At 62.1% G+C, this 21,224-nt stretch carries 14 protein-coding genes; 7 read left to right on the top strand and 7 right to left on the bottom strand.

Annotation, left to right across the window (positions count from 1 at the left end):
* Positions 1-178 precede the first annotated feature (178 nt).
* The gene (locus AC19YS_RS12510) at positions 179-1,762 is read right to left on the bottom strand and encodes a peptide chain release factor 3 (protein WP_106578627.1); all 1,584 of its coding nucleotides are present in this window, start codon (positions 1,760-1,762) and stop codon (positions 179-181) included.
* Between the two features lie 332 nt (positions 1,763-2,094).
* On the opposite strand from AC19YS_RS12510, the gene AC19YS_RS12505 reads away from it, so the two are divergent.
* The 5 genes from AC19YS_RS12505 (at position 2,095) to AC19YS_RS12485 (ending at position 7,188) form a co-directional block, all read left to right on the top strand.
* Positions 2,095-2,811, top strand: a complete 717-nt coding sequence (locus tag AC19YS_RS12505) for an ABC transporter permease (RefSeq protein WP_025856261.1) — start codon at positions 2,095-2,097, stop codon at positions 2,809-2,811.
* A gap of 20 nt (positions 2,812-2,831) precedes the next feature.
* A complete protein-coding gene (locus AC19YS_RS12500; RefSeq protein WP_124416419.1) occupies positions 2,832-3,728 on the top strand; it encodes a glycine betaine ABC transporter substrate-binding protein in 897 nt (298 codons plus the stop codon).
* A gap of 11 nt (positions 3,729-3,739) precedes the next feature.
* Positions 3,740-4,393 carry an ABC transporter permease gene (locus AC19YS_RS12495; protein WP_027604864.1) on the top strand — a complete coding sequence of 218 codons (654 nt, stop codon included), beginning with the start codon at positions 3,740-3,742 and terminating at the stop codon, positions 4,391-4,393.
* Complete coding sequence (locus AC19YS_RS12490; protein WP_053131666.1) at positions 4,390-5,547, top strand: osmoprotectant ABC transporter ATP-binding protein OsmV; 1,158 nt, start codon at positions 4,390-4,392, stop codon at positions 5,545-5,547. Before AC19YS_RS12495 ends, AC19YS_RS12490 begins: the two co-directional genes overlap by 4 nt.
* A 477-nt stretch (positions 5,548-6,024) precedes the next feature.
* On the top strand, positions 6,025-7,188 hold the full coding sequence (locus AC19YS_RS12485) for a type III PLP-dependent enzyme (protein ID WP_017138295.1): 1,164 nt from the start codon (positions 6,025-6,027) through the stop codon (positions 7,186-7,188).
* Positions 7,189-7,237: 49 nt separating this feature from the next.
* On the opposite strand, the gene AC19YS_RS12480 is transcribed toward AC19YS_RS12485, so the two are convergent.
* Both AC19YS_RS12480 and AC19YS_RS12475 read right to left on the bottom strand, forming a co-directional pair.
* Complete coding sequence (locus AC19YS_RS12480; RefSeq protein WP_500601835.1) at positions 7,238-7,987, bottom strand: tetratricopeptide repeat protein; 750 nt, start codon at positions 7,985-7,987, stop codon at positions 7,238-7,240.
* 1 nt (position 7,988) lies between these two features.
* Positions 7,989-8,669: a Fe2+-dependent dioxygenase gene (locus tag AC19YS_RS12475; protein ID WP_106578624.1), complete on the bottom strand. Its 681-nt coding sequence runs from the start codon at positions 8,667-8,669 to the stop codon at positions 7,989-7,991.
* A 207-nt stretch (positions 8,670-8,876) separates the two neighbouring features.
* Between AC19YS_RS12475 and AC19YS_RS12470 the strand changes: the two genes are divergently transcribed.
* Complete coding sequence (locus AC19YS_RS12470) at positions 8,877-11,162, top strand: TonB-dependent siderophore receptor (protein ID WP_179678198.1); 2,286 nt, start codon at positions 8,877-8,879, stop codon at positions 11,160-11,162.
* A 136-nt stretch (positions 11,163-11,298) separates the two neighbouring features.
* The gene (locus tag AC19YS_RS12465; RefSeq protein WP_500601833.1) at positions 11,299-13,824 is read left to right on the top strand and encodes a PepSY domain-containing protein; all 2,526 of its coding nucleotides are present in this window, start codon (positions 11,299-11,301) and stop codon (positions 13,822-13,824) included.
* A gap of 133 nt (positions 13,825-13,957) precedes the next feature.
* Here AC19YS_RS12465 and AC19YS_RS12460 read toward each other — a convergent pair whose 3' ends face one another.
* The 4 genes from AC19YS_RS12460 to ptsP form a co-directional block, all read right to left on the bottom strand.
* A complete protein-coding gene (locus AC19YS_RS12460; protein WP_179678200.1) occupies positions 13,958-15,499 on the bottom strand; it encodes an alkaline phosphatase D family protein in 1,542 nt (513 codons plus the stop codon).
* 193 nt (positions 15,500-15,692) lie between these two features.
* Positions 15,693-17,408, bottom strand: a complete 1,716-nt coding sequence (locus AC19YS_RS12455; protein ID WP_500601830.1) for a PTS fructose-like transporter subunit IIB — start codon at positions 17,406-17,408, stop codon at positions 15,693-15,695.
* An 11-nt stretch (positions 17,409-17,419) separates the two neighbouring features.
* Entirely contained in the window at positions 17,420-18,361 is a 942-nt protein-coding gene (gene pfkB, locus AC19YS_RS12450; RefSeq protein ID WP_200624357.1) for a 1-phosphofructokinase, read from the bottom strand.
* The gene (gene ptsP / locus AC19YS_RS12445) at positions 18,362-21,220 is read right to left on the bottom strand and encodes a phosphoenolpyruvate--protein phosphotransferase (RefSeq protein ID WP_200624356.1); all 2,859 of its coding nucleotides are present in this window, start codon (positions 21,218-21,220) and stop codon (positions 18,362-18,364) included.
* Positions 21,221-21,224: the final 4 nt, after the last annotated feature.

Raw genomic sequence — 21,224 nt, 5'->3', positions numbered from 1 at the left:
TCGCCTTGTGGAGATCAAAATGTGGGAGCGGGCTTGCTCGCGAATGCGGTGTCAGTCACTGAATATGTTGACTGATACACCGCATTCGCGAGCAAGCCCGCTCCCACACTTAGAATATCGGCGCCCACAAAAAAGGGCGAAGCCATGACAGCTTCGCCCTTTTTGTGCCGCTCAGACCTTAATGGTGCTCACGGGTCGCGCGGAATTTCACATCCGGCCAGCGCTCTTCCATCAACGCCAGGTTCACCCGGGTCGGGGCCAGGTAGGTCAGGTGACCACCGCCGTCCACTGCCAGGTTTTCCACAGCCTTGTTGGAGAACTCTTCCAGCTTCTTCTTATCGCTGCAATCGATCCAGCGCGCGGAGTACACGGTGATTGGCTCGTAGGAGCATTCGACCTTGTATTCCTCTTTCAGGCGGCTGGCGACCACATCGAACTGCAGCACGCCGACGGCACCGAGGATGATGTCGTTGCTGCGCTCGGGGAAGAACACCTGGGTGGCGCCCTCTTCCGCCAGTTGCTGCAGGCCCTGGCGCAGTTGCTTGGATTTGAGCGGGTCGCGCAGGCGTACGCGGCGGAACAGTTCCGGGGCGAAGTGCGGGATACCGGTGAAGCCCAGCACTTCGCCCTCGGTGAAGGTGTCGCCGATCTGGATGGTGCCGTGGTTGTGCAAGCCAATGATGTCGCCGGCGTAGGCTTCTTCGAGCTGTTCACGCTCGGAGGAGAAGAACGTCAGGGCATCGCCGATGCGCAGGTCCTTGCCGGTGCGCACGTGGCGCATCTTCATGCCTTTTTCGTATTTGCCGGAGCAGATACGCATGAAGGCGATACGGTCGCGGTGCTTGGGGTCCATGTTCGCCTGGATCTTGAACACAAAGCCGGTGAATTTTTCTTCAACCGGTTCCACCGTGCGCTCATTGGCAACCCGGGCCAAAGGTTTCGGCGCCCAGTTCACGACGGCGTCGAGTACGTGGTCGACACCGAAGTTGCCCAACGCCGTACCGAAGAACACCGGCGTCAGTTGGCCGTCGAGGAATTCCTGCTGGTTGAACGCGTGGCAGGCGCCCTGCACCAGTTCCAGTTGATCGACGAAGCGGTCGTACTCGTCACCCAGGTGGGCGCGGGCTTCGTCGGAGTCGAGCTTCTCGATGATTTTCACATCGGTGCGCTCGTGGCCGTGGCCGGCGGTGTAGACAATGATGTAGTCGTCGGCCAGGTGGTACACACCCTTGAAGTCGCGGTAGCAACCGATCGGCCAGGTGATCGGCGCAGCCTTGATCTTCAGGACGGCTTCGATTTCATCGAGCAATTCGATCGGGTCGCGAATATCGCGGTCGAGTTTGTTGATGAAGCTGACGATCGGCGTGTCTCGCAGGCGGCACACGTCCATCAGCGCGATGGTACGTGGCTCAACGCCCTTACCGCCGTCGAGGACCATCAAGGCCGAGTCCACCGCCGTCAGGGTGCGGTAGGTATCTTCGGAGAAGTCTTCGTGGCCCGGGGTGTCGAGCAGGTTGACCATGTGGTCGCGATACGGGAACTGCATGACCGACGTGGTAATGGAAATACCCCGTTGTTTTTCCATTTCCATCCAGTCGGAGGTGGCATGGCGGTCCGATTTGCGGGATTTCACCGTGCCGGCCACTGCGATTGCCTTGCCCATCAGCAGGAGCTTCTCGGTGATGGTGGTTTTACCGGCATCGGGGTGGGAAATAATGGCGAAAGTGCGGCGTTTCGCGACTTCGGCGGCCTGGTGGGTCATGGGAAATCGCCTGGCAGGTGAGTCAAAAAAGGGCGGCGAGTATAGCGCAAACCCAGGGAGCCAGACCACCGTTCACCCGATTGGGGGTGGCTAAATGCTGCCAAGTGTGGAACCTTTTAAAAGGTCGAGACGTCCACTCCCCTGCTACCGCACTCGTACCAGGGGCTGAAAAATCAGCAAGTTAGCCTGACGAGGCTGCGCTCATGGCTTGACCTCATGCCGTCTAACCGGCATTGGCAAGCTGCATTTCGCGACCACATTCGCCGACAGCCAGGAATGGCATTGCCGCTCGGAAATGTGGACGCCGACAGAAGAAAAAAAGGAGTCCGCCTGTGGCTATTCGCTATGGCAAAGGGCTGATAGGAGGAGCGGTTGTCGTCGCTCTCCTGGCCCTGCTGGTCCACTGGATCGGCATCAACACGATCGAACTGTACCGCGACGATTTGTTGTTTTACCTGCAAGCACACCTGATCCTCGTTCTTGTCTCCATGCTGGCCGCCCTCGTTGTAGGCATCCCCGCCGGTATCCTGCTCAGCCGACCGAACATGGTCGGGCGCGCAGAACGCTTCATGCAGATCTTCAACATCGGCAACACCGTCCCGCCCCTGGCCGTACTGGCCATCGCCCTCGGCGTCCTCGGCATCGGCAGTGGCCCGGCCATCTTCGCGTTGTTCCTCGCCTCGTTGCTGCCCATTGTGCGCAACACCTACGAAGGCCTCAAAAACGTTCAAGGCTCGTTGAAAGAAGCCGCCACCGGCATCGGCATGACGCCGCGCCAGGTGCTGTTTCGCGTGGAATTGCCCAACGCCGTGCCGATCATCATCGGCGGTGTGCGCGTGGCCCTGGCGATCAACGTCGGCACCGCACCGCTGGCGTTCCTGATTGGTGCCAACAGCCTGGGCAGCCTGATCTTCCCCGGCATCGCCCTGAACAATCAGCCGCAACTGCTGCTCGGCGCCGCGTGCACCGCGCTGCTGGCATTGCTGCTTGACGGTCTGGTGACCATGGCCAGCCGCCTCTGGCTGGAACGCGGGTTGCGTCCGTCTTAAGGCTTGGCAAAGGAATCGACATGAAAAAGTTAAGCTTGATATTAGGCTGCGTCCTGCTGTTGGCAGGTGTTGCGCAAGCCGCCGAAAAACCCGTCATCCGCATCGGCGCCCGCGTGTTCACTGAACAGACGCTGCTCGCCGAAATCACCTCCCAGTACCTGCGCACCAAGGGTTACGACACCCGCGTGACCGGCGGCCTAGGCAGCAACCTGGCGCGCAGTGCCCAGGAAAGCGGGCAGCTGGACCTGATCTGGGAATACACCGGCGTGTCGCTGGTGGCCTACAACCATGTGGACGAGAAACTCGACAGCGAACAGTCCTACGCCCGAGTTAAAGAACTCGATGCGAAAAAAGGCCTGGTCTGGCTCTCCCCGTCGAAATTCAGCAACACCTACGCATTGGCGTTGCCGGAAAACGTGGCCAAGGAATTCCCGCAGATCAACAGCATCAGCGACCTGACCCAAGCCCTGGCCGAGAAAACCAAAGGCACGCGCCTGGTGGCCCTGGACACCGAGTTCGCCAACCGTTCCGACGGCATGGCCGGCATGGTCAAGCTGTATGACATGAACCTCACGCGCAAAAACACCCGGCAGATGGACGCCGGCCTGGTCTACACCGCGCTGCGTAATGGCCAGGTGTTTGCCGGGTTGGTCTACACAACCGACGGTCGCCTGAACGCCTTCAAATTGAAGCTGCTGGAAGACGACAAACACTACTTCCCGGACTACACCGCCGCGCCGGTGGTGCGTCAGGATTATCTCAACGCTCACCCTGAACTGGCCGCCGACCTGAAACCACTGGCCGCGCTGTTCGACGACGCAACCATGCGCCAGCTGAACGCGCGGGTCGACGTTGACCATGAAAGCCCGTCCGCCGTGGCCGCAGACTTCCTGCGCCAACATCCCATCAGCCAATAAGAGGAGAAGACATGGAATTTCTGAACGCCTTTTCCCATCTTGATTGGGCCCAGGTCCTGCACCTGACCTGGCAGCACATCACCCTGGTCGGCATTGCCGTCATTCTGGCAATCGTCGTGGGCGTGCCGCTGGGCGTGTTGATGACGCGCTTCCCGACCCTGGCCGGCCCGCTGCAAGCCAGCGCCACCGTGCTGCTGACCGTGCCGTCGATCGCGCTGTTCGGCCTGCTGCTGCCCTTCTACTCCAAGTTCGGCCAGGGCCTGGGGCCAATGCCGGCGATCACCGCGGTGTTCCTCTACTCGCTGCTGCCGATCATGCGTAACACCTACCTGGCCCTGACGGGCGTGGAACCGGGCATTCGCGAAGCCGCCAAAGGCATCGGCATGACCTTCGGCCAGCGCCTGCGCATGGTTGAACTGCCCATCGCCGTGCCGGTGATCCTCGCCGGTGTGCGCACCGCCGTGGTGATGAACATTGGTGTGATGACCATTGCCGCCACCATCGGCGCCGGTGGTCTGGGTGTACTTATTCTGGCTTCCATCAGCCGCAGCGACATGTCGATGCTGATCGTTGGCGCCGTGCTGGTCAGTCTTCTGGCCATCTTCGCCGACCTGCTTCTGCAATGGCTGCAACGCTCGCTGACTCCAAAAGGACTGCTCAAATGATCGAACTTCAAAACCTGACCAAGACTTTTCAAAGCAACGGCAAAACCGTATCTGCCGTGAACGACGTAAGCCTGACCGTCAATGAAGGCGAGATTTGCGTGTTCCTCGGCCCATCGGGTTGCGGCAAAAGCACCACGCTGAAAATGATCAACCGCCTGATCAAGCCCACCTCGGGCAAGATCCTGATCAACGGCGAAGACACCACCGACCTGGATGAGGTGACCTTGCGTCGCAACATCGGTTACGTGATCCAGCAGATCGGCCTGTTCCCGAACATGACCATCGAGGAAAACATCGTGGTGGTGCCCAAGCTGCTCGGCTGGGACAAGCAGAAATGCCACGACCGCGCCCGCGAGTTGATGAGCATGATCAAGCTGGAACCCAAGCAATACCTGCATCGCTACCCGCGTGAACTGTCGGGCGGCCAGCAACAGCGCATCGGTGTGATCCGTGCGCTGGCGGCCGATGCACCGCTGCTGCTGATGGACGAGCCGTTCGGCGCGGTCGACCCGATCAACCGCGAGATGATCCAGAACGAATTCTTCGAGATGCAGCGCGCGCTGAACAAGACCGTGATCATGGTCAGCCACGACATCGACGAAGCGATCAAGCTGGGCGACAAGATCGCGATCTTCCGTGCCGGCAAGCTGCTGCAGATCGACCACCCGGACACGCTGCTGGCGCATCCGGCTGACGAGTTCGTGAGCAATTTCGTCGGCCAGGACAGCACCCTCAAGCGCCTGCTGCTGGTGAAAGCCGAAGACGCGGCGGACAACGCCCCGTCGGTGAGCCCGGAAACCCCGGTGGCCGAGGCGCTGGAGCTGATGGACGAAACGGACCGTCGCTACGTGGTGGTCACCTGTGCCGAGAACAAGGCGCTGGGTTATGTACGACGTCGCGACCTGCACCGTCAGACCGGTACGTGCGGCCAGTACCTGCGCGAGTTCAACGCCACGGCGGCGTACGACGAGCACCTGCGCATCCTGTTGTCGCGCATGTATGAGTTCAACCGCTCGTGGTTGCCGGTGATGGACGCGGAGCGCGTGTTCCTCGGTGAAGTGACCCAGGAGTCGATTGCCGAGTACTTGAGTTCCGGTAAGTCGCGTGGGGGCAAGACCAGTATTGTTTCCCCTGCCGAGACTGCGCTGGCCTGACCTGAAATAACACAGCGCAACAGGTGGGAGGGGGCTTGCGCCCGATAGCGGTGGATCAGTGACTGATGAAGTGACTGACACACCGCCATCGGGGGCAAGCCCCCTCCCACATTTGCCCGTTGGTGAGTCAGGGAAATCCCACCGATTTGGCCCTCCCGGGGAACATCAATCCGTCACACCGGTCGGTTACATAAGTAGCTGCACGAGGTCCTGCGACGAACGCGTGCAAAAACGCGACATTTTTAGTTGATCTATGGCCCCTCACGTCCTAAAGTTCGCGCCGAACGTCCATGCTGGAAACGATCCATCCGGCTCAAGTACTGACGACGAGACAGCAAGGCCAAGGGAAGCGGTTATTCCCGTGGCCTTTTTGCTTTCGGCGACATGCCTTGGGAAGTAGGCGAACCAAAGTGGGGATACGGAGGACGTTCATTTGCACCCATTGATCAAATTAGTTTGCCCTTAGGAGTTCCCAGCATGTCGATCAACGTCGAAGATTATTTCGCGCGCGCCACTTTTGACAAAATGAAGGCGTTCGCCGACAAGCAAGAAACCCCGTTCGTGGTGATCGACACCGCGATGATCAGCCAGGCCTACGATGACCTGCGCGCCGGTTTCGAATTCGCCAAAGTCTATTACGCGGTCAAGGCCAACCCTGCCGTCGAGATCATCGACCTGTTGAAAGACAAGGGTTCGAGCTTCGACATCGCCTCGATCTACGAGCTGGACAAGGTCATGGACCGTGGCGTCAGCCCCGACCGTATCAGCTACGGCAACACCATCAAAAAATCCAAGGACATTCGCTACTTCTTTGATAAGGGCGTGCGTCTGTTCTCCACCGACTCCGAAGCCGACCTGCGCAACATCGCCAAGGCCGCGCCGGGCTCGAAAGTCTATGTGCGTATCCTCACCGAAGGCTCGACCACGGCTGACTGGCCTTTGTCGCGCAAATTCGGCTGCCAGACCGACATGGCCATGGACCTGCTGATCCTCGCCCGTGACCTGGGCCTGGTGCCATACGGCATCTCTTTCCACGTCGGCTCGCAGCAGCGCGACATCAGCGTGTGGGACGCGGCGATTGCCAAGGTCAAAGTGATCTTCGAACGCCTGAAGGAAGAAGACGGCATCCACCTCAAGCTGATCAACATGGGCGGTGGCTTCCCGGCCAACTACATCACCCGCACCAACAGCCTGGAAACCTACGCCGAAGAAATCATCCGCTTCCTCAAGGAAGATTTCGGCGACGACCTGCCGGAAATCATCCTGGAGCCGGGCCGTTCGTTGATCGCCAACGCCGGCATCCTGGTCAGCGAAGTGGTGTTGGTTGCGCGTAAATCCCGCACCGCCGTCGAGCGTTGGGTATACACCGACGTGGGCAAATTCTCCGGCCTGATCGAAACCATGGACGAAGCCATCAAGTTTCCGATCTGGACCGAGAAGAAAGGCGAGATGGAAGAAGTGGTCATCGCCGGCCCTACCTGCGACAGCGCCGACATCATGTACGAGAACTACAAGTACGGCCTGCCGCTGAACCTGGCGATTGGTGACCGTTTGTACTGGCTGTCGACCGGTGCGTACACCACCAGCTACAGCGCCGTGGAATTCAATGGCTTCCCACCGTTGAAGTCTTACTACGTGTAAGCAATTCGCACACAAAAAACCCATGACATGTCATGGGTTTTTTTATCGGTTAGCAAAGGCTCGCGGCGCGCTGTTGGTAGGCCTCGGCCATTGCACGAATCTGTGGGTCAGTGGCTGCGGCCAACGCAGCGTGGGCCGTTCGCAAAAACTTCAGATTGCCGCCCGCCAGCGCCTTGCGCAGCCCCGCCAATGCCTCGTCGATTCGGCCTCGGTCAGCCAATATCGCGGCATAACTGAACTGCCCGCGAAAATCCCCGCCTTCGGCTGAGCGCCGATACCACTCGACGGCCGCCTCAAAATCCCTCGGGCAATAGTGGCCGTCTTCCAAATAACGCCCCACAAGGTTCATCGACTTGGCGTGGCCCTGCTCTGCAGCCAGCCGATAAAACCCCAGCGCTTGCGGTCGGTCTTCGTCGACACCACGACCGGTGGCCAGCAGGTTGGCATAGTTGTATTGGCCCCAGTCCAACCCGGCCTCTGCCGCCAGGCGATACTCCCGCGCAGCTGCCACCTCATCTACGGCGCAGCCCCAGCCATGTTCCAGGCAACGCCCGGCCATATTGCGTGCCATCAACTGCCCGCCGTTGGCGGCGATCTGGGACCAGCGCAGCGCCAGCGCTTCATCGCGCGCAATGCCGCGCCCTTCCAGCAGGATTTGTCCCAGCAAGGCCTGGGCATCAACCACGCCCGCCTTGGCTGCCATCAAAATAGCCTGGGCGGCGCGCACCGGGGAATCGTCGAGCATGCTTTGCAGTTGCTCGACGTTGAGCACTTCTTCACGGCGCAATAAAAAGCCCACGTCAGACCTCGACCCAGCGGCGCAACAGGTTGTGGTACGTGCCGGTGAGCTGGATCAGCGCTGGATGGTCAGGAACATCGCGGGTCAGTTGCTGGATGGCGCCGTCCATCTCGAACAGCAAGGTGCGCTGGCTGTCTTCACGCACCAGGCTTTGGGTCCAGAAGAACGAAGCGTAACGCGCGCCACGGGTTACGGCGTTGACTTTGTGCAGGCTCGAACCTGGGTACAGCACCATGTCGCCGGCCGGCAGTTTGACCCGCTGCAGACCAAAGGTGTCCTGGATCTCCAGCTCGCCACCGTCGTATTCATCCGGATCACTGAAAAACAGCGTGGACGACAGATCGGTCCGGACCCGTTCATGGCTGCCCCGCGCCTGGCGCACGGCGTTGTCGATGTGGAAGTCGAAACTGCCACCGGCCGTGTAGCAATTGAGCAAAGGCGGGAAGACCTTGTGCGGTAACGCCGCTGACATAAACAGCGGGTTTTTCCACAAACGCTCGAGCATCGCCGCGCCAATTTCCTTGGCCAGCGGGTGGCCCTCGGGCAATTGCAGGTTGTGTTTGGCTTTGGCGGACTGATGCCCGGCGGTGATTTTACCGTCGGCCCACTCGGTGTTTTCCAAGGCTTGGCGAATGCGCAGCACCTCCTCGCGAGAGAACAGGCCGGGAATGTGCAGCAGCATGGGGCGGTACCTGAAGGCAGAGAGGCGCCAATGGTATTGATTCTTATCCGCCCTGTAAAACGCGGGAGACGAACGAGTTCGTAAAAACCGTAAGCAAAAAGTGTAAAGAATGTAAATTCAGTGCGAATAGTAATGTATCGCAATTGATAGAAACTCTTGTTGACCCTATATTCCGCGGCCTTACAACCTTGGGGAAGGGACACGTCAATGTCGCGCACACTGCTAAAAACATCAGCCAGTTCACCACGCATGCTGGCTTCGGCCATCGGCGTCGCACTCAGCGCCAGCTCTGCCGCCCAATTGGCGCAAGCGGCCGAAAGCACCGAACACAAAGGCGAGCGCAACAGCATCTCCCTGGGCGCCACCAGTATTACCGGCCAGGAGCAGGACAACACGTCCTACCAGGTGGAAAAAGCCGCTTCGCAAAAGTACACCGCGCCACTGGTAGACACCCCGCGCTCGGTGACCGTGGTGCCGCAACAAGTGCTCAAGGACACCGCCGCCACCTCGTTGCAGGACGCCTTGCGCACTGTACCGGGCATTACTTTCGGTGCCGGTGAAGGCGGCAACCCTCAGGGCGACCGTCCGTTCATTCGCGGTTTTGATGCCCAGGGCGACACTTACCTGGACGGCGTGCGCGACACCGGCGGCCAGAGCCGCGAGATCTTCGACATCGAATCGATTGAAGTCAGCAAAGGCCCGAACTCCTCGTTTGGCGGTCGGGGTTCGGCTGGCGGCAGCATCAACCTGGTGAGTAAAACGCCACAGGCGCGCGACTTCACCAACGGTGGTTTCACCTACGGCTCCGACCAGACCCGCCGCTACGTGCTCGACGTGAACCGCCAGTTCCTCGACAACGCCGCGTTCCGCTTGAACCTGATGAGCCACGAGCAGAACGTGGCTGGCCGCGATGTCATCGACTATGACCGCTGGGGTGTAGCGCCGTCGCTGACCTTCGGCCTGGGCACGCCGACGCGCGTCAACTTCAGCTACTACCACATGGAAAGCAACGACCTGCCGGACTCGGGCATTCCCTACGGCTACAGCTCGCCGACCGCCACTGCCCACGGGCACGACAAACCCACCGATGGCGGCGACAGCAACAACTTCTACGGCTTGAAAGACCGCGACTTCCGCAAGACCCGCGCCGATATCAGCACGTTCTCCATCGAGCACGACCTGAACGACGACATGACGCTGAAAAACACCCTGCGCCATGGCAGCACCGGCCAGGACTACGTGCTCACTCAGCCGGACGACAGCCAGCGCAACGTCAGCCGTTTCGGCACCGTGTGGCGCCGTGCCAACACGCGAGTGTCGACCACCGACACCACCACCAACCAAACCGACCTGTTCGGCAGTTTCCAACTGGCGGGCATGAAGCACTCGTACTCCACCGGCCTGGAATTCACCGGCGAAGAAACCCGCGTCAGCGGCTACACGGTCAGCCCGAACGCCAACCCGACCTGCACCGTGGCCAAAGGCAGCCTGGGCGGGCAGTGCACCTCGCTGAGCAACCCGACGCCGGATGACGCCTGGACCGGCAGCGTCGCGCGCAACTACTACGGCACCAACACCAAGGCCACCAGCCGCGCCGCCTACGTGTTCGATACCCTTGAGCTGGACCCGAAATGGCTGTTGAACCTCGGCCTGCGCTACGACACCTTCGACACCGAAGCCAACACCAACGCCGCCGCGGGGCGCAGCAAAATCAAGGACGACAGCCAGTTCTTCAACTGGCAGGCGGGCCTGGTCTGGAAGCCGCTGGAGAACGGCAGCATTTACACCTCCTACGCCACCTCGGCATCGCCTGCCGGCGGCATGGTCGGTGAAGGCCAGGAAACCAACGGCTTCGTCACCGGCATCAACACCAGCGACCTGAAACCCGAAGAGACCGTCAACTACGAACTGGGCACCAAGTGGGACCTGTTCCACAACCGCCTGTCCCTGACCGGCGCGATCTTCCGTACCGAGAAGAAAAACACGCGCATTCTGGTGGACTCCAACACCTACGAAACCGCGGGCGAATCGCGAGTGGACGGCATCGAACTGTCCGCCAGCGGCAAGCTCACCGAACAATGGCAAGTGTTCGCCGGCTACAGCTACCTGAAAAGCGAGCTGGTTGACCCCGGCAAAAACGGCAACCGCCAGGGTGTCGTCACCGCCGGTTCCAACAAGGGCAACCAAATGCCCAACACGCCGAAAAACACCTTCAGCCTGTGGACCACCTATGACATCACGCCAAAGCTGACCATCGGCGGCGGCGCGTTCTACGTCGACCAGGTTTACGGCGACGCGGCCAACACCGTTTACGTGCCGTCGTACACGCGCTACGACGCCATGGCCAGCTACAAGCTGACCAAGAACGTCGACCTGCAACTGAACGTGCAAAACCTGACCGACAAGACCTACTACGACAAAGCTTACGCGGCGCACTTCGCCAACCAGGCGGCCGGTCGTACGGCGTTGTTGACCACCAGTTTCCACTTCTAAACGCGGCCAACTTCTGGCCCAAAGCCCCACGCATCGGATGCGTGGGGCTTTTGCGTGTAAAACAGAATATTTCTCGTTAGCCCACGGCATAATGCGCGCCGTGACTTATATATCCAGATGAGCGAGGCGGTCCGACGTGTTGAAGAAAACCCTGTTCCAGTTGCACTGGTTCTTCGGCATTACCGCCGGGCTGGTGCTGGCATTGATGGGGATCACCGGGGCTGCGGTCTCGTTTCAGGATGAAATTCTGCGCGCGCTCAATCCGACCGTCTTAAGCGTCGAAAAACGCGAAGCCGGCGTGCTGCCGCCTGCCGAACTGGTGCGCAAGCTGGAGGCCACCGAAGGCAAGACCGTGTCGATGTTGTGGGTAGAAAGCGACAGCGGCAACGCCGCGCGCGTGTTCTTCACCGCACCACCGGGCGAGCGGCGTGGCCAGATGCGCTACTTCGACCCGTACACCGGCAACTACATGGGCGACGCCGTCGGCCAGGACCTGTTCGGTTTCATCTTGCAGCTGCACCGCTTCCTGGCGGCTGGCGATACCGGCCGGCAAATCACCGGTGCCTGCACGCTGATCCTGGTGTTCTTCTGCCTGTCGGGCCTGTACCTGCGCTGGCCGCGCCAGGTGGCAAGCTGGCGCGCCTGGCTGACGCTGGACTGGCGCAAAAAGGGCCGCAGTTTCAACTGGGACCTGCACTCGGTGTTCGGCACCTGGTGCCTGCTGTTTTACCTATTGGCCGCGCTCACCGGCCTGTATTGGTCGTATGACTGGTACAACCAGGGCGTAACCAAACTGCTCTCCGACGCCCCGCAAAATGAACGCATGCGCAAACGCGGCCCGCCGCCCGAAGGCCCGGCACCCGTGGCCAACTACGACGCGATCTGGAGCAGCATCTACGCCAACGCCGGCCCCGGCTTGAGCGCCTACAACATCCGTATGCCGGCCGTCGCCGGGCAGCCGGCCATTGTGTATTACCTGCTCAAAACATCGCCGCACGACCGCGCGCTGAACCAGATCAACCTCGACCCGGCCACCGGCGAGGTCAAGTCCCATGACCGCTACGCGAGCAAGACCTTCAAGTCGCAATTGCTCACCAGTGTCTACGCACTGCACACCGGCAGCTACTTCGGGCTGGTAGGCCGCATCATCCTGACCGTCAGTGCGCTGTGCATGCCGCTGTTCTTTATTACCGGCTGGCTGCTCTACCTCGACCGCCGCCGCAAAAAACGCCAGGTCCGCGATGCCCGCAAAGGCCTCGGCGCCAACCACAGCGACGCCCCGGCGTGGCTGATCGGCTTTGCCAGCCAAAGCGGCTTTGCCGAACAGCTTGCATGGCAGACAGCCGGGCAATTACAGGCCGCCGGCCTGCCGGTGAAGGTGCAGCCGTTGGGCAGTGTCAGCCAGCAAGACCTGTGTGAGTCAGAACATGCACTGTTTGTAGTCAGCACCTTCGGCGACGGCGAAGCGCCCGACAGCGCCCGTGGTTTCGAGCGCAGCGTGCTCGGCCAGGACCTGTCGCTCAAAGGCCTTAACTACTCGGTGCTGGCCCTGGGTGACCGCCAGTACGAACACTTCTGCGGCTTTGCCCGGCGCCTGCATTTCTGGCTGACCCATCAAGGCGGCAACCCGTTGTTCGCGCCTGTGGAAGTCGACAGCGGCGACACCGAAGCGCTGCTGACCTGGCAACAGCAACTGGGCCAGCTCACCGGGCATGCGCCGGCATCCGCCTGGCAGACCGCCCAGTACGAAAACTGGACCCTGACCCGACGCACCCTGCTCAACCGCGACAGCGTCGGCTCGGACATTTACTTGCTCGGCCTCACACCGCCTTCGTCACACACCTGGCTGGCCGGCGACCTGGTGGAAATACTGCCGCGCAATTGCCCGTGGGCCATCGAACACTTCCTTGCCGGCCTGGGCCTGGCCGGCAGCGACGGCGTGTTGATCGACGGCCTTGCGCAAACCCTCAACCAAGCCCTGGCCACCCGCCAACTGCCGGACAACCGCGCGCACTTGGTCGGCCTGCACGCCCAGGCACTGGTGAACGCCCTGGTGCCCCTGGGCATGCGCGAATACTCCATCGCCTCGATTGCCAGCGACGGCGTGCTGGAGTTGATCGTGCGCCAGGAACGTCACCCCGACGGCAGCCTGGGCCTGGGTTCCGGCTGGCTGACCGAACACGCCGCCCTCGGCTCAAGCATCAGCCTGCGCCTGCGTCGCAACAGTGGTTTCCACCTGCCAGAGGCGCCAGTGCCACTGATCCTTTTGGGCAACGGCACCGGCCTTGCCGGCCTGCGCAGCTTGCTCAAGGCGCGCATTGCCGCTGGTCAGCAGCGCAACTGGCTGCTGTTTGGCGAGCGCAATATCGCCCACGACTACCTGTGCCAGGACGAGCTGCAAGGCTGGCTGGCCAGCGGCGATCTGGCCCTGCTGGACCTCGCGTTTTCACGCGACCAGCCAGAAAAAATCTACGTACAGGATCGCCTGCGCGAGTCAGCGGACGTGCTGCGTCGATGGCTGGCAGACGGCGCGGCCATTTATGTCTGCGGCAGTTTGCAGGGCATGGCGACGGGCGTGGACCAGGTGCTGCATGAGGTGCTGGGCAGCGAAGCAGTCGAGCGCCTGATCGAGCAAGGGCGCTATCGCCGGGATGTGTACTAAGCCCTCATAAACACCGAGGATCAAAATGTGGGAGCTGGCTTGCCTGCGATGCAGGCACCTCGGTGTATCAGTGACACCAGGGTGATGCAATCGCAGGCAAGCCAGCTCCCACCGTTTTTAAGTGCATTTCAGATCAGGCCGGCTGCAGTTTTTGCTCAAACACAGAGACCCCATCCAAGTCGCGCAAAATCACCGTCAACTCCGCCGTCTGCCCATCAATCTGCACCTCACCAAAAAACTGAAACCCGGCCAGCGGCGAGGTGTTCTGCGCAGGCGGCGCCTTCTCGAACACCACCTGCGGGCCAAAGGTTTTATCCAACGGGTTGGGCCCAAAACTCCCTGCATTCAAAGGCCCGGCCACAAACTCCCAGAACGGCTCGAAATCCTGAAACGCCGCCCGGTCGGGGTGGTAATGGTGCGCCGCGCAGTAGTGCACATCCGCCGTCAGCCACACATGGTTACGCACCTGCTGGGCACGCAAAAACCCCAACAGTTCGGCAATCTCCAGCTCACGGCCCTGGGCCGGGCCAGGGTCGCCGTTGGCAATCGCTTCCCAGCGCGGCACGCCAGGGCTGACCTCGCCGTCAGGCACGCCAAGGCCGATGGGCATGTCGGCGGCGATGACCTTCCATTGCGCCGTTGAGGCCTTGAGTTCGCGCTTGAGCCAGTCCAGTTGCTCACGGCCCATGAACGGTTTTTCGCCTCCCAGGTTGTCGTCGTTGGGGCCACGGTAACTGCGCATGTCCAGTACGAACACATCCAGCAACGGGCCGTAACTGAGCTTGCGATAGATCCGCCCACCGCCATCGGCGCTTTGCCGACGCATCGGTGAATACTCCAGCCAGGCCTGACGTGCGCGGCCGACCAACGTGTTGATGTCCCTGGTCTGATAGCGCTCATCGAGTTGCTTGCTCGGCGACCAGTTATTCACCACCTCGTGATCGTCCCACTGCCAGATCTGCGGCACCTCGGCGTTGAAGCGGCGCACGTTTTCGTCGAGCAGGTTGTAGCGGTAATTGCCGCGGTACTCATCCAGGGTTTCGGCGACTTTGCTCTTGGCTTCGGTGGTGATGTTGCGCCAGATGCGCCCGTCTTCAACGCTCAACTGCGCCGGCACCGGGCCGTCGGCGTAGATGGTGTCGCCGCTGTGAATAAAGAAGTCCGGCAGGCGCAGGCGCATCGCTTCGTAGATGCGCATGCCGCCAATGTCCGGGTTGATACCAAAGCCCTGGCCGACGGTGTCGCCGCTCCACACAAAACGGATGTCACGGCGTTGTTGCGGCACGCTGCGCAGGTGGCCGAACCACGGCTCACTGGCGACGCCGGTCTGGGCGTCTTCAAAATGCACGCGGTAAAAGATCGCCTGGTCGACCGGTAACCCGGTGAGTTCGACGCGGGCGGTAAAGTCGGTGCGGCTGTCGGCCAGTGGCGAGATGAATTTTCGCGGGTTGCTGAACACGCTGCGGGTGTCCCATTCCACCACCATCTTGGCCGGGCGGTCGCTGCGGCTCCAGATCATCGCGCGGTCGCCCAGCAGGTCGCCGGACTGCACGCCATCGGTGAGTTGCGGCCGGTCCTTGACCGACGCGATCACCGCCGGCGCCAGGCCCGGCAGCAGCAGGCCGGCGCCGACGGCTTGCATCACGCGGCGACGGCCGAGATCGAAGTGGCTCATGCAGGTGCCCTCTTGAGTATCAAAAGGTCAACTAAAGCACGCGGGGATGAAGCGGATGTGACACCGACTCGGCAACTCTGAAGCGCCAAATGTGGGAGCGGGCTTGCTCGCGAAAGCGCAGTGTCAACCAACGACTGCATTGACCGGCACACTGCTTTCGCGAGCAAGCCCGCTCCCACATTTTTGACCGGTGTCAGGCCTTTCCTGCAGCTACGGTGAGTTCCACCGCCTCAGGGCGCTTGATCAGCGCATACACCAACCCAGTCAGCAGGCTGCCGGCAACAATCGCCAGCAAGTACAACAGGGCATGGTTCATCGCATTCGGAATGACCAGCACAAACAGGCCACCATGAGGCGCCGCCAGTTTGCAGCCAAAATACATCGACAGCGCGCCGGTCAAGGCGCCACCGGCGATGCTGGCCGGGATCACGCGCAGCGGGTCTTTGGCCGCAAACGGAATCGCGCCTTCGGAAATAAAGCACAGGCCCAGAATCATCGCGGCCTTGCCGGCTTCGCGTTCGGTCTGGGCGAACTTGCGCCGCGCCAGGAACGTGGCGATGCCCATGCCAATCGGCGGCACCATGCCTGCGGCCATGGTCGCGGCCATCGGCGCGCCGCTGGAAGCGGCCAGCAAGCCGACGGAAAACGCATACGCCGCCTTGTTGATCGGCCCACCCAAATCGACGCACATCATGCCGCCCAGGAGGATGCCCAGCAGCACCGCATTGGTGGTGCCCATGGTGCTGAGAAAGTCGGTCAGGCTGGTGAGCAGCCGTGCGACCGGCGGGCCGACCAGATAAATCATCGCAAGGCCGGTGAACAAACTCGCCAGCAATGGAATGATCAGGATCGGCTTGAGCGCCTCCAGGCTCTGCGGCAATTTCACCGCGCGGGTGATCAACTTGACGCAATAACCCGCGAGGAAACCGGCGAAAATCCCGCCTATAAACCCCGCGCCCAGCGTGCCCGCGAGCAGGCCGCCAATCATGCCCGGCGCGAGGCCGGGGCGGTCGGCAATCGAGTAGGCGATATAGCCCGCCAGCAGCGGCACCATCAGCATAAAGGCCTGATCGCCGACGGTTTTGAGTGCCGCCGCCAAGGTGCCTTTTTCTTCAAAGGCATGAATGCCGAACACAAACGACAAGGCGATCAGGAGCCCGCCGGCCACCACCATCGGCAACATGAACGACACACCGGTGAGCAGGTGTTTGTACACGCCGGTCTTTTCCGATTTTTTCGCCACCGCGCTGCCGGCCGCACTTTCCACTGCGCCTTCGGCCAAGGCTTTGTTGAGCGTGGCTTCGGATTGCTTGAGGGCAATGCCGGTGCCGCAGCGGTAAATCTTCTTGCCGGCGAAGCGCTCGGTGGCCACTTCAATGTCGGCCGCCAGCAACACCACGTCGGCATTGGCGATAGCCTCCGGGCTCAAAGGCGTGCGCGCGCCCACCGAGCCTTGGGTCTCAACCTGCAAGTCGTAGCCCAGGCGCTTGGCGGTTTGCTGCAAGGCTTCGGCAGCCATAAAGGTGTGCGCTACGCCGGTGGGGCAGGCAGTGACCGCGACGATACGCGGCGCGGTGCTGGCTGCCTGCTGCGTCGCCACATAGACCTCAGCCTCTGCGGCGCCGCGACGCAATACTGCGTCTACATCCGCCAACGCCTGGGCCGGCGTGCTCTGGAACACGCGCTTGCCGACAAACCGCTGCATCTCCACCGGCGTGCTGCTGACCAGCAACACCCAATCGGCGTCATCGAGCGTGGCCTGGGACAACTGGCGCTCCGGGTGCTGCACGTCCACCACTTCGACGCTGGTGTGCAAGCCCTGGCGCTGCGCGGCAGCGTCCAACAAGCGGGCGCACAGCACACTGGTGACCATGCCGTTCGGGCAGGCGGTAACAATGGCTAATTTCATCACAAACCCTCTTATTGTTCTGTCAGCGCGCGCACATGGACGCCGCTTTCGAGACGCGCCAACTGCGCGTCATCGCTGATGCCAAACCCGATCTGTGTGACGGCCATCGCGGCAATTGCCGTGGCGCGCCGCAAGGTGGTTTGCGGCAGATCAACCCTGAGCAAACCGTGAAGCATCCCGGCCAGCAGCGAATCGCCGGCGCCCACCGTACTGGCGACGCTGACCTTGGGCGGCGTGGCGTGCAGCGCGGTGCCCGGGCTGAACCAGTTCACGCCGTCGGCACCGTGGGACACCACCACATGTTCCACGCCTTGAGCGTGCAACCGCTCGGCGGCCTGGGCCTGTTGCGCGATGGAGTCCGTGGCGCAATCCAAGGCCTCGGCCAACTCTTCAGTGTTGGGCTTGATCAGCCACGGGCCCGCCTGCAAACCGGCGCGCAAGGCTTCGCCGCTGGTGTCGAGGGCGACTTTCAAACCGAGGCTTTTCAGGTGTACCAGCAAGCCCTGAAACCACTGCGCGCTGATGCCGCGCGGCAAACTGCCGGCAACCACCACCGCGTCGTGCCCCGGCGCAATCAGCGTCAGTTGATTGAGCAACGCCTGCTGGGCCTGCTCACTGACCTGCGGTCCCGGTGCATTGACGTCGGTAACCCGGCCGTCCTGCTCGGCGATCTTGATGTTGCTGCGGGTTTCGCCCGGTACGCGAATAAACGCGTCGGTAAAACCACGCCGAGCGATCAACGCCTCGAAGGCTTGCGGATTGTCCTCACCGAGAAAGCCGCCGACGGTGACGTGATGACCAAGGTCCGCCAACACTTGGGCGACATTCACACCTTTGCCGGCGGCGTGGGTCAGCAGGGTTTCGCTGCGGTTGACCGCCCCCGGCTCCAGGCGTGCCAGGCGTACGGTAAGGTCCAACGCCGGGTTCAGCGTCAGGGTCAGAATCTTTGCCATTTACACGGCCTCCACTAGGGCTCGCACTTGCGCGGGCGAACCCACCGCAAGGGCTTTTTGCGCCAGGCTCTGGGCCTCGCTCAGACTGAATTCGCGTACCCGCGCCTTCACTTCAGGAATGCTGCGGGCCGACACGCTCAACTCGTCCACTCCCAGCCCGATCAGCACCGGCACTGCCAGCGGGTCCGCCGCCAATTCGCCGCAAACGCCGACCCACTTGCCATGGGCGTGGGCAGCACGCACGGTGATGTCGATCAGTTGCAACACCGCCGGGTGCAGGCCGTCGGCCTGGGCCGACAGCGTCGGATGGCCGCGATCGATAGCCAGCGTGTACTGGGTCAGGTCGTTGGTGCCTACGCTGAAAAAGTCGACTTCCTTGGCGAGTACCGGCGCGAGCAAGGCGGCGGACGGCACTTCGATCATGATGCCCAGCTGCAAGTCGGCGACCGGAATTTCCAGGCGCAGGCGCTCGGTCATGTCCCGGGCCGCGCGCCATTCATCGACGCTGCCGACCATGGGGAACATGATGCGCAGCGGTCGGTTGTCCGCCGAGCGCAGCAGCGCACGCAATTGCGCTTCCATGATCTGTGGGCGTTGCAAGGTCAGGCGAATACCACGCACACCGAGGAAGGGGTTTTCTTCCTGGGCGATCGGCCAATACGGCAGCGGTTTATCACCCCCAACATCGAGGGTGCGCACCACCAGCGGGCGACCGCCCAGGCCGTCGAGTACGCGGCGGTATTCGGCCTCCTGAGTGGCTTCATCCGGCGCTTGTGGATGAGCCATGAAAATCAGCTCGGTGCGCAGCAGGCCGATGCCTTCGGCGCCCTGCTCCACCGCGCCGGCAACACCGGCGCTCTCGCCGATATTGGCGAACACTTCCACGGCGTGACCGTCACGGGTCAACGCCGGTTCGTGGCGCTGCGCCGAAGCCGCTTGCAGGCGCTGCTCGCGGGTGTCGCGCTCAACGCCAGCGCGTTGCAAGGTGGTGGCATCGGGGTCGACATGCAGGCGACCGCGCTGGCCATCGAGCAACAACGACGTGCCGGACGCGAGCAGCAACACCGCCGCGCCCGCGCCTACCAAGGCGGGAATGCCCAGGGCCCGCGCGACGATGGCGCTGTGCGCCGTGGCGCCGCCACGCGCGGTGAGAATGCCGGCGACACGGGCCGGGTCCAGACGCGCGACGTCGGAGGGGCCGACTTCGTCCATCACTAAAATGTAGGGTTCGCTCGGCTCCTGGGCGGTTTCAACGCCGCACAATTGCGCCAGTACCCGACGGCCGATGTCGCGCAGGTCGGCGGCACGCTCGGCGAGCAAGGCATCCTGCAACGACTCCTGCTGTTTGGCGGCGGCCTCGATCACACTCATCCACGCCGCTTCGGCGCTCTCGCCCTGCTTGAGGCGGGTGTCGACTTCGTCGGTCAGTTCCGGGTCGTCGAGCATTTCCTGGTGGGTGATGAAGATCTCGCGGATGGCTTTGGCCTGGCTGCGTTCGATCAGGCCCTGGATATCGCGGCGCACATCGGCCAGGGCGCTCTGCAGGCGCTGGCGCTCAATGGCCGAGGACTCGCCGCGAAGGGGGTAATCGAAGACGTGCTGAATCTGGATATGTGCAGGCCCGATGGCAATGCCCGGCGCGGCAGCGATGGCCTGGATCTGGCTGCCGGCTGCGGGCGCGCTGATGGCCGGTTCGCTGTCGACGGTGGCGGGCTGGGCACTTACGGTCGGCAGTGGCTCGACCTCTTCGCCCAGACCCTCTTCTACCGCCGCGAGCAACGCAGGCAATGCATCGCCGGCAATTGTCGGTTCAGCGACAAACTCCAGCACCTGGCCGCGACGGGCGCCAAGGCTCAGCAACTTGCTCAAACTTTTCACCGACACGGCGCCCACCGGGCCATCCACCAGGCGCACGCGAATATCGCCGTCAAAACCTTTCGCCAATTGCGCGAGGATCTTCGCCGGCCGCGCATGCAAGCCATGGGCGTTGGCCAGGGTGACGCGCACGCTGGGCCAGTCAGGCGGCAGTTCGCCGCCGAGCACTTCGAGCACCGCGCGGCTGCTGGTGGCACGGCCGAGTTCCTGGCCGCGCCCTTCAATGAGCAACGCACACAGGCGTTCGAGCAAACTCTGGTGCGCTTCGCCGAGGCTGGCCAGGCAAAACAAACCGTTGAGCGGCTGGCCGAGGTAACGCATGGGTTTGTCCGGCGTGACGAACGCAAGGCCGGGACGCTTGACCGTCTGCTCGCTGTGCAACCACCACAGGCCATCGCCCAGCGGCAACGCGTCGACCTGCTGCAACACGGCAGCAAAACCATTGCTCACGCAATCAGCCTGGCGCAGCAGACGTGCGCCTCGCCAGACAAGCTCTTCGAAGTCATCGGCGGACACGCCAAGGCTGATCATTTGCGCGTCCAGCGCCAGTTCCTGCGGCGCGCCTTGCAGCAGCTTCAGTAAGGCGTCAGCCGAACCGGCACGGCGCAGCGCCTGGCCCAGATCGGTTTCACCGAGGGCGCGGGTCAGCAATTGCAGCAAACGCAAGTGTTCATCGGATTTGGCGGCAATGCCGATGGCCAGGTAGACGATCTGGCCATCACCCCAGTCCACCCCTTCGGGGAACTGCAGCAGGCGCACGCCGGTGGAAAAAACCTGGTCGCGGGTTTCGGGGGTGCCGTGAGGGATGGCAATGCCTTGGCCGAGAAAGGTCGAGCCTTGGGCTTCACGCGCTTGCAAGCCACTGAGGTAACCCTCGGCGACCAGGCCGTCGGCCACCAGTTTGTCAGCGAGCAGGTGCAAGGCAGCAGATTTATCCACAGCCACCTGGCCCATGGATATCTGCTCTACAGTGAGCTCAAGCATGCCG

Source organism: Pseudomonas sp. MF08831, assembly GCF_059862645.1.
This window is presented reverse-complemented; position numbering and strand designations above follow the sequence as displayed.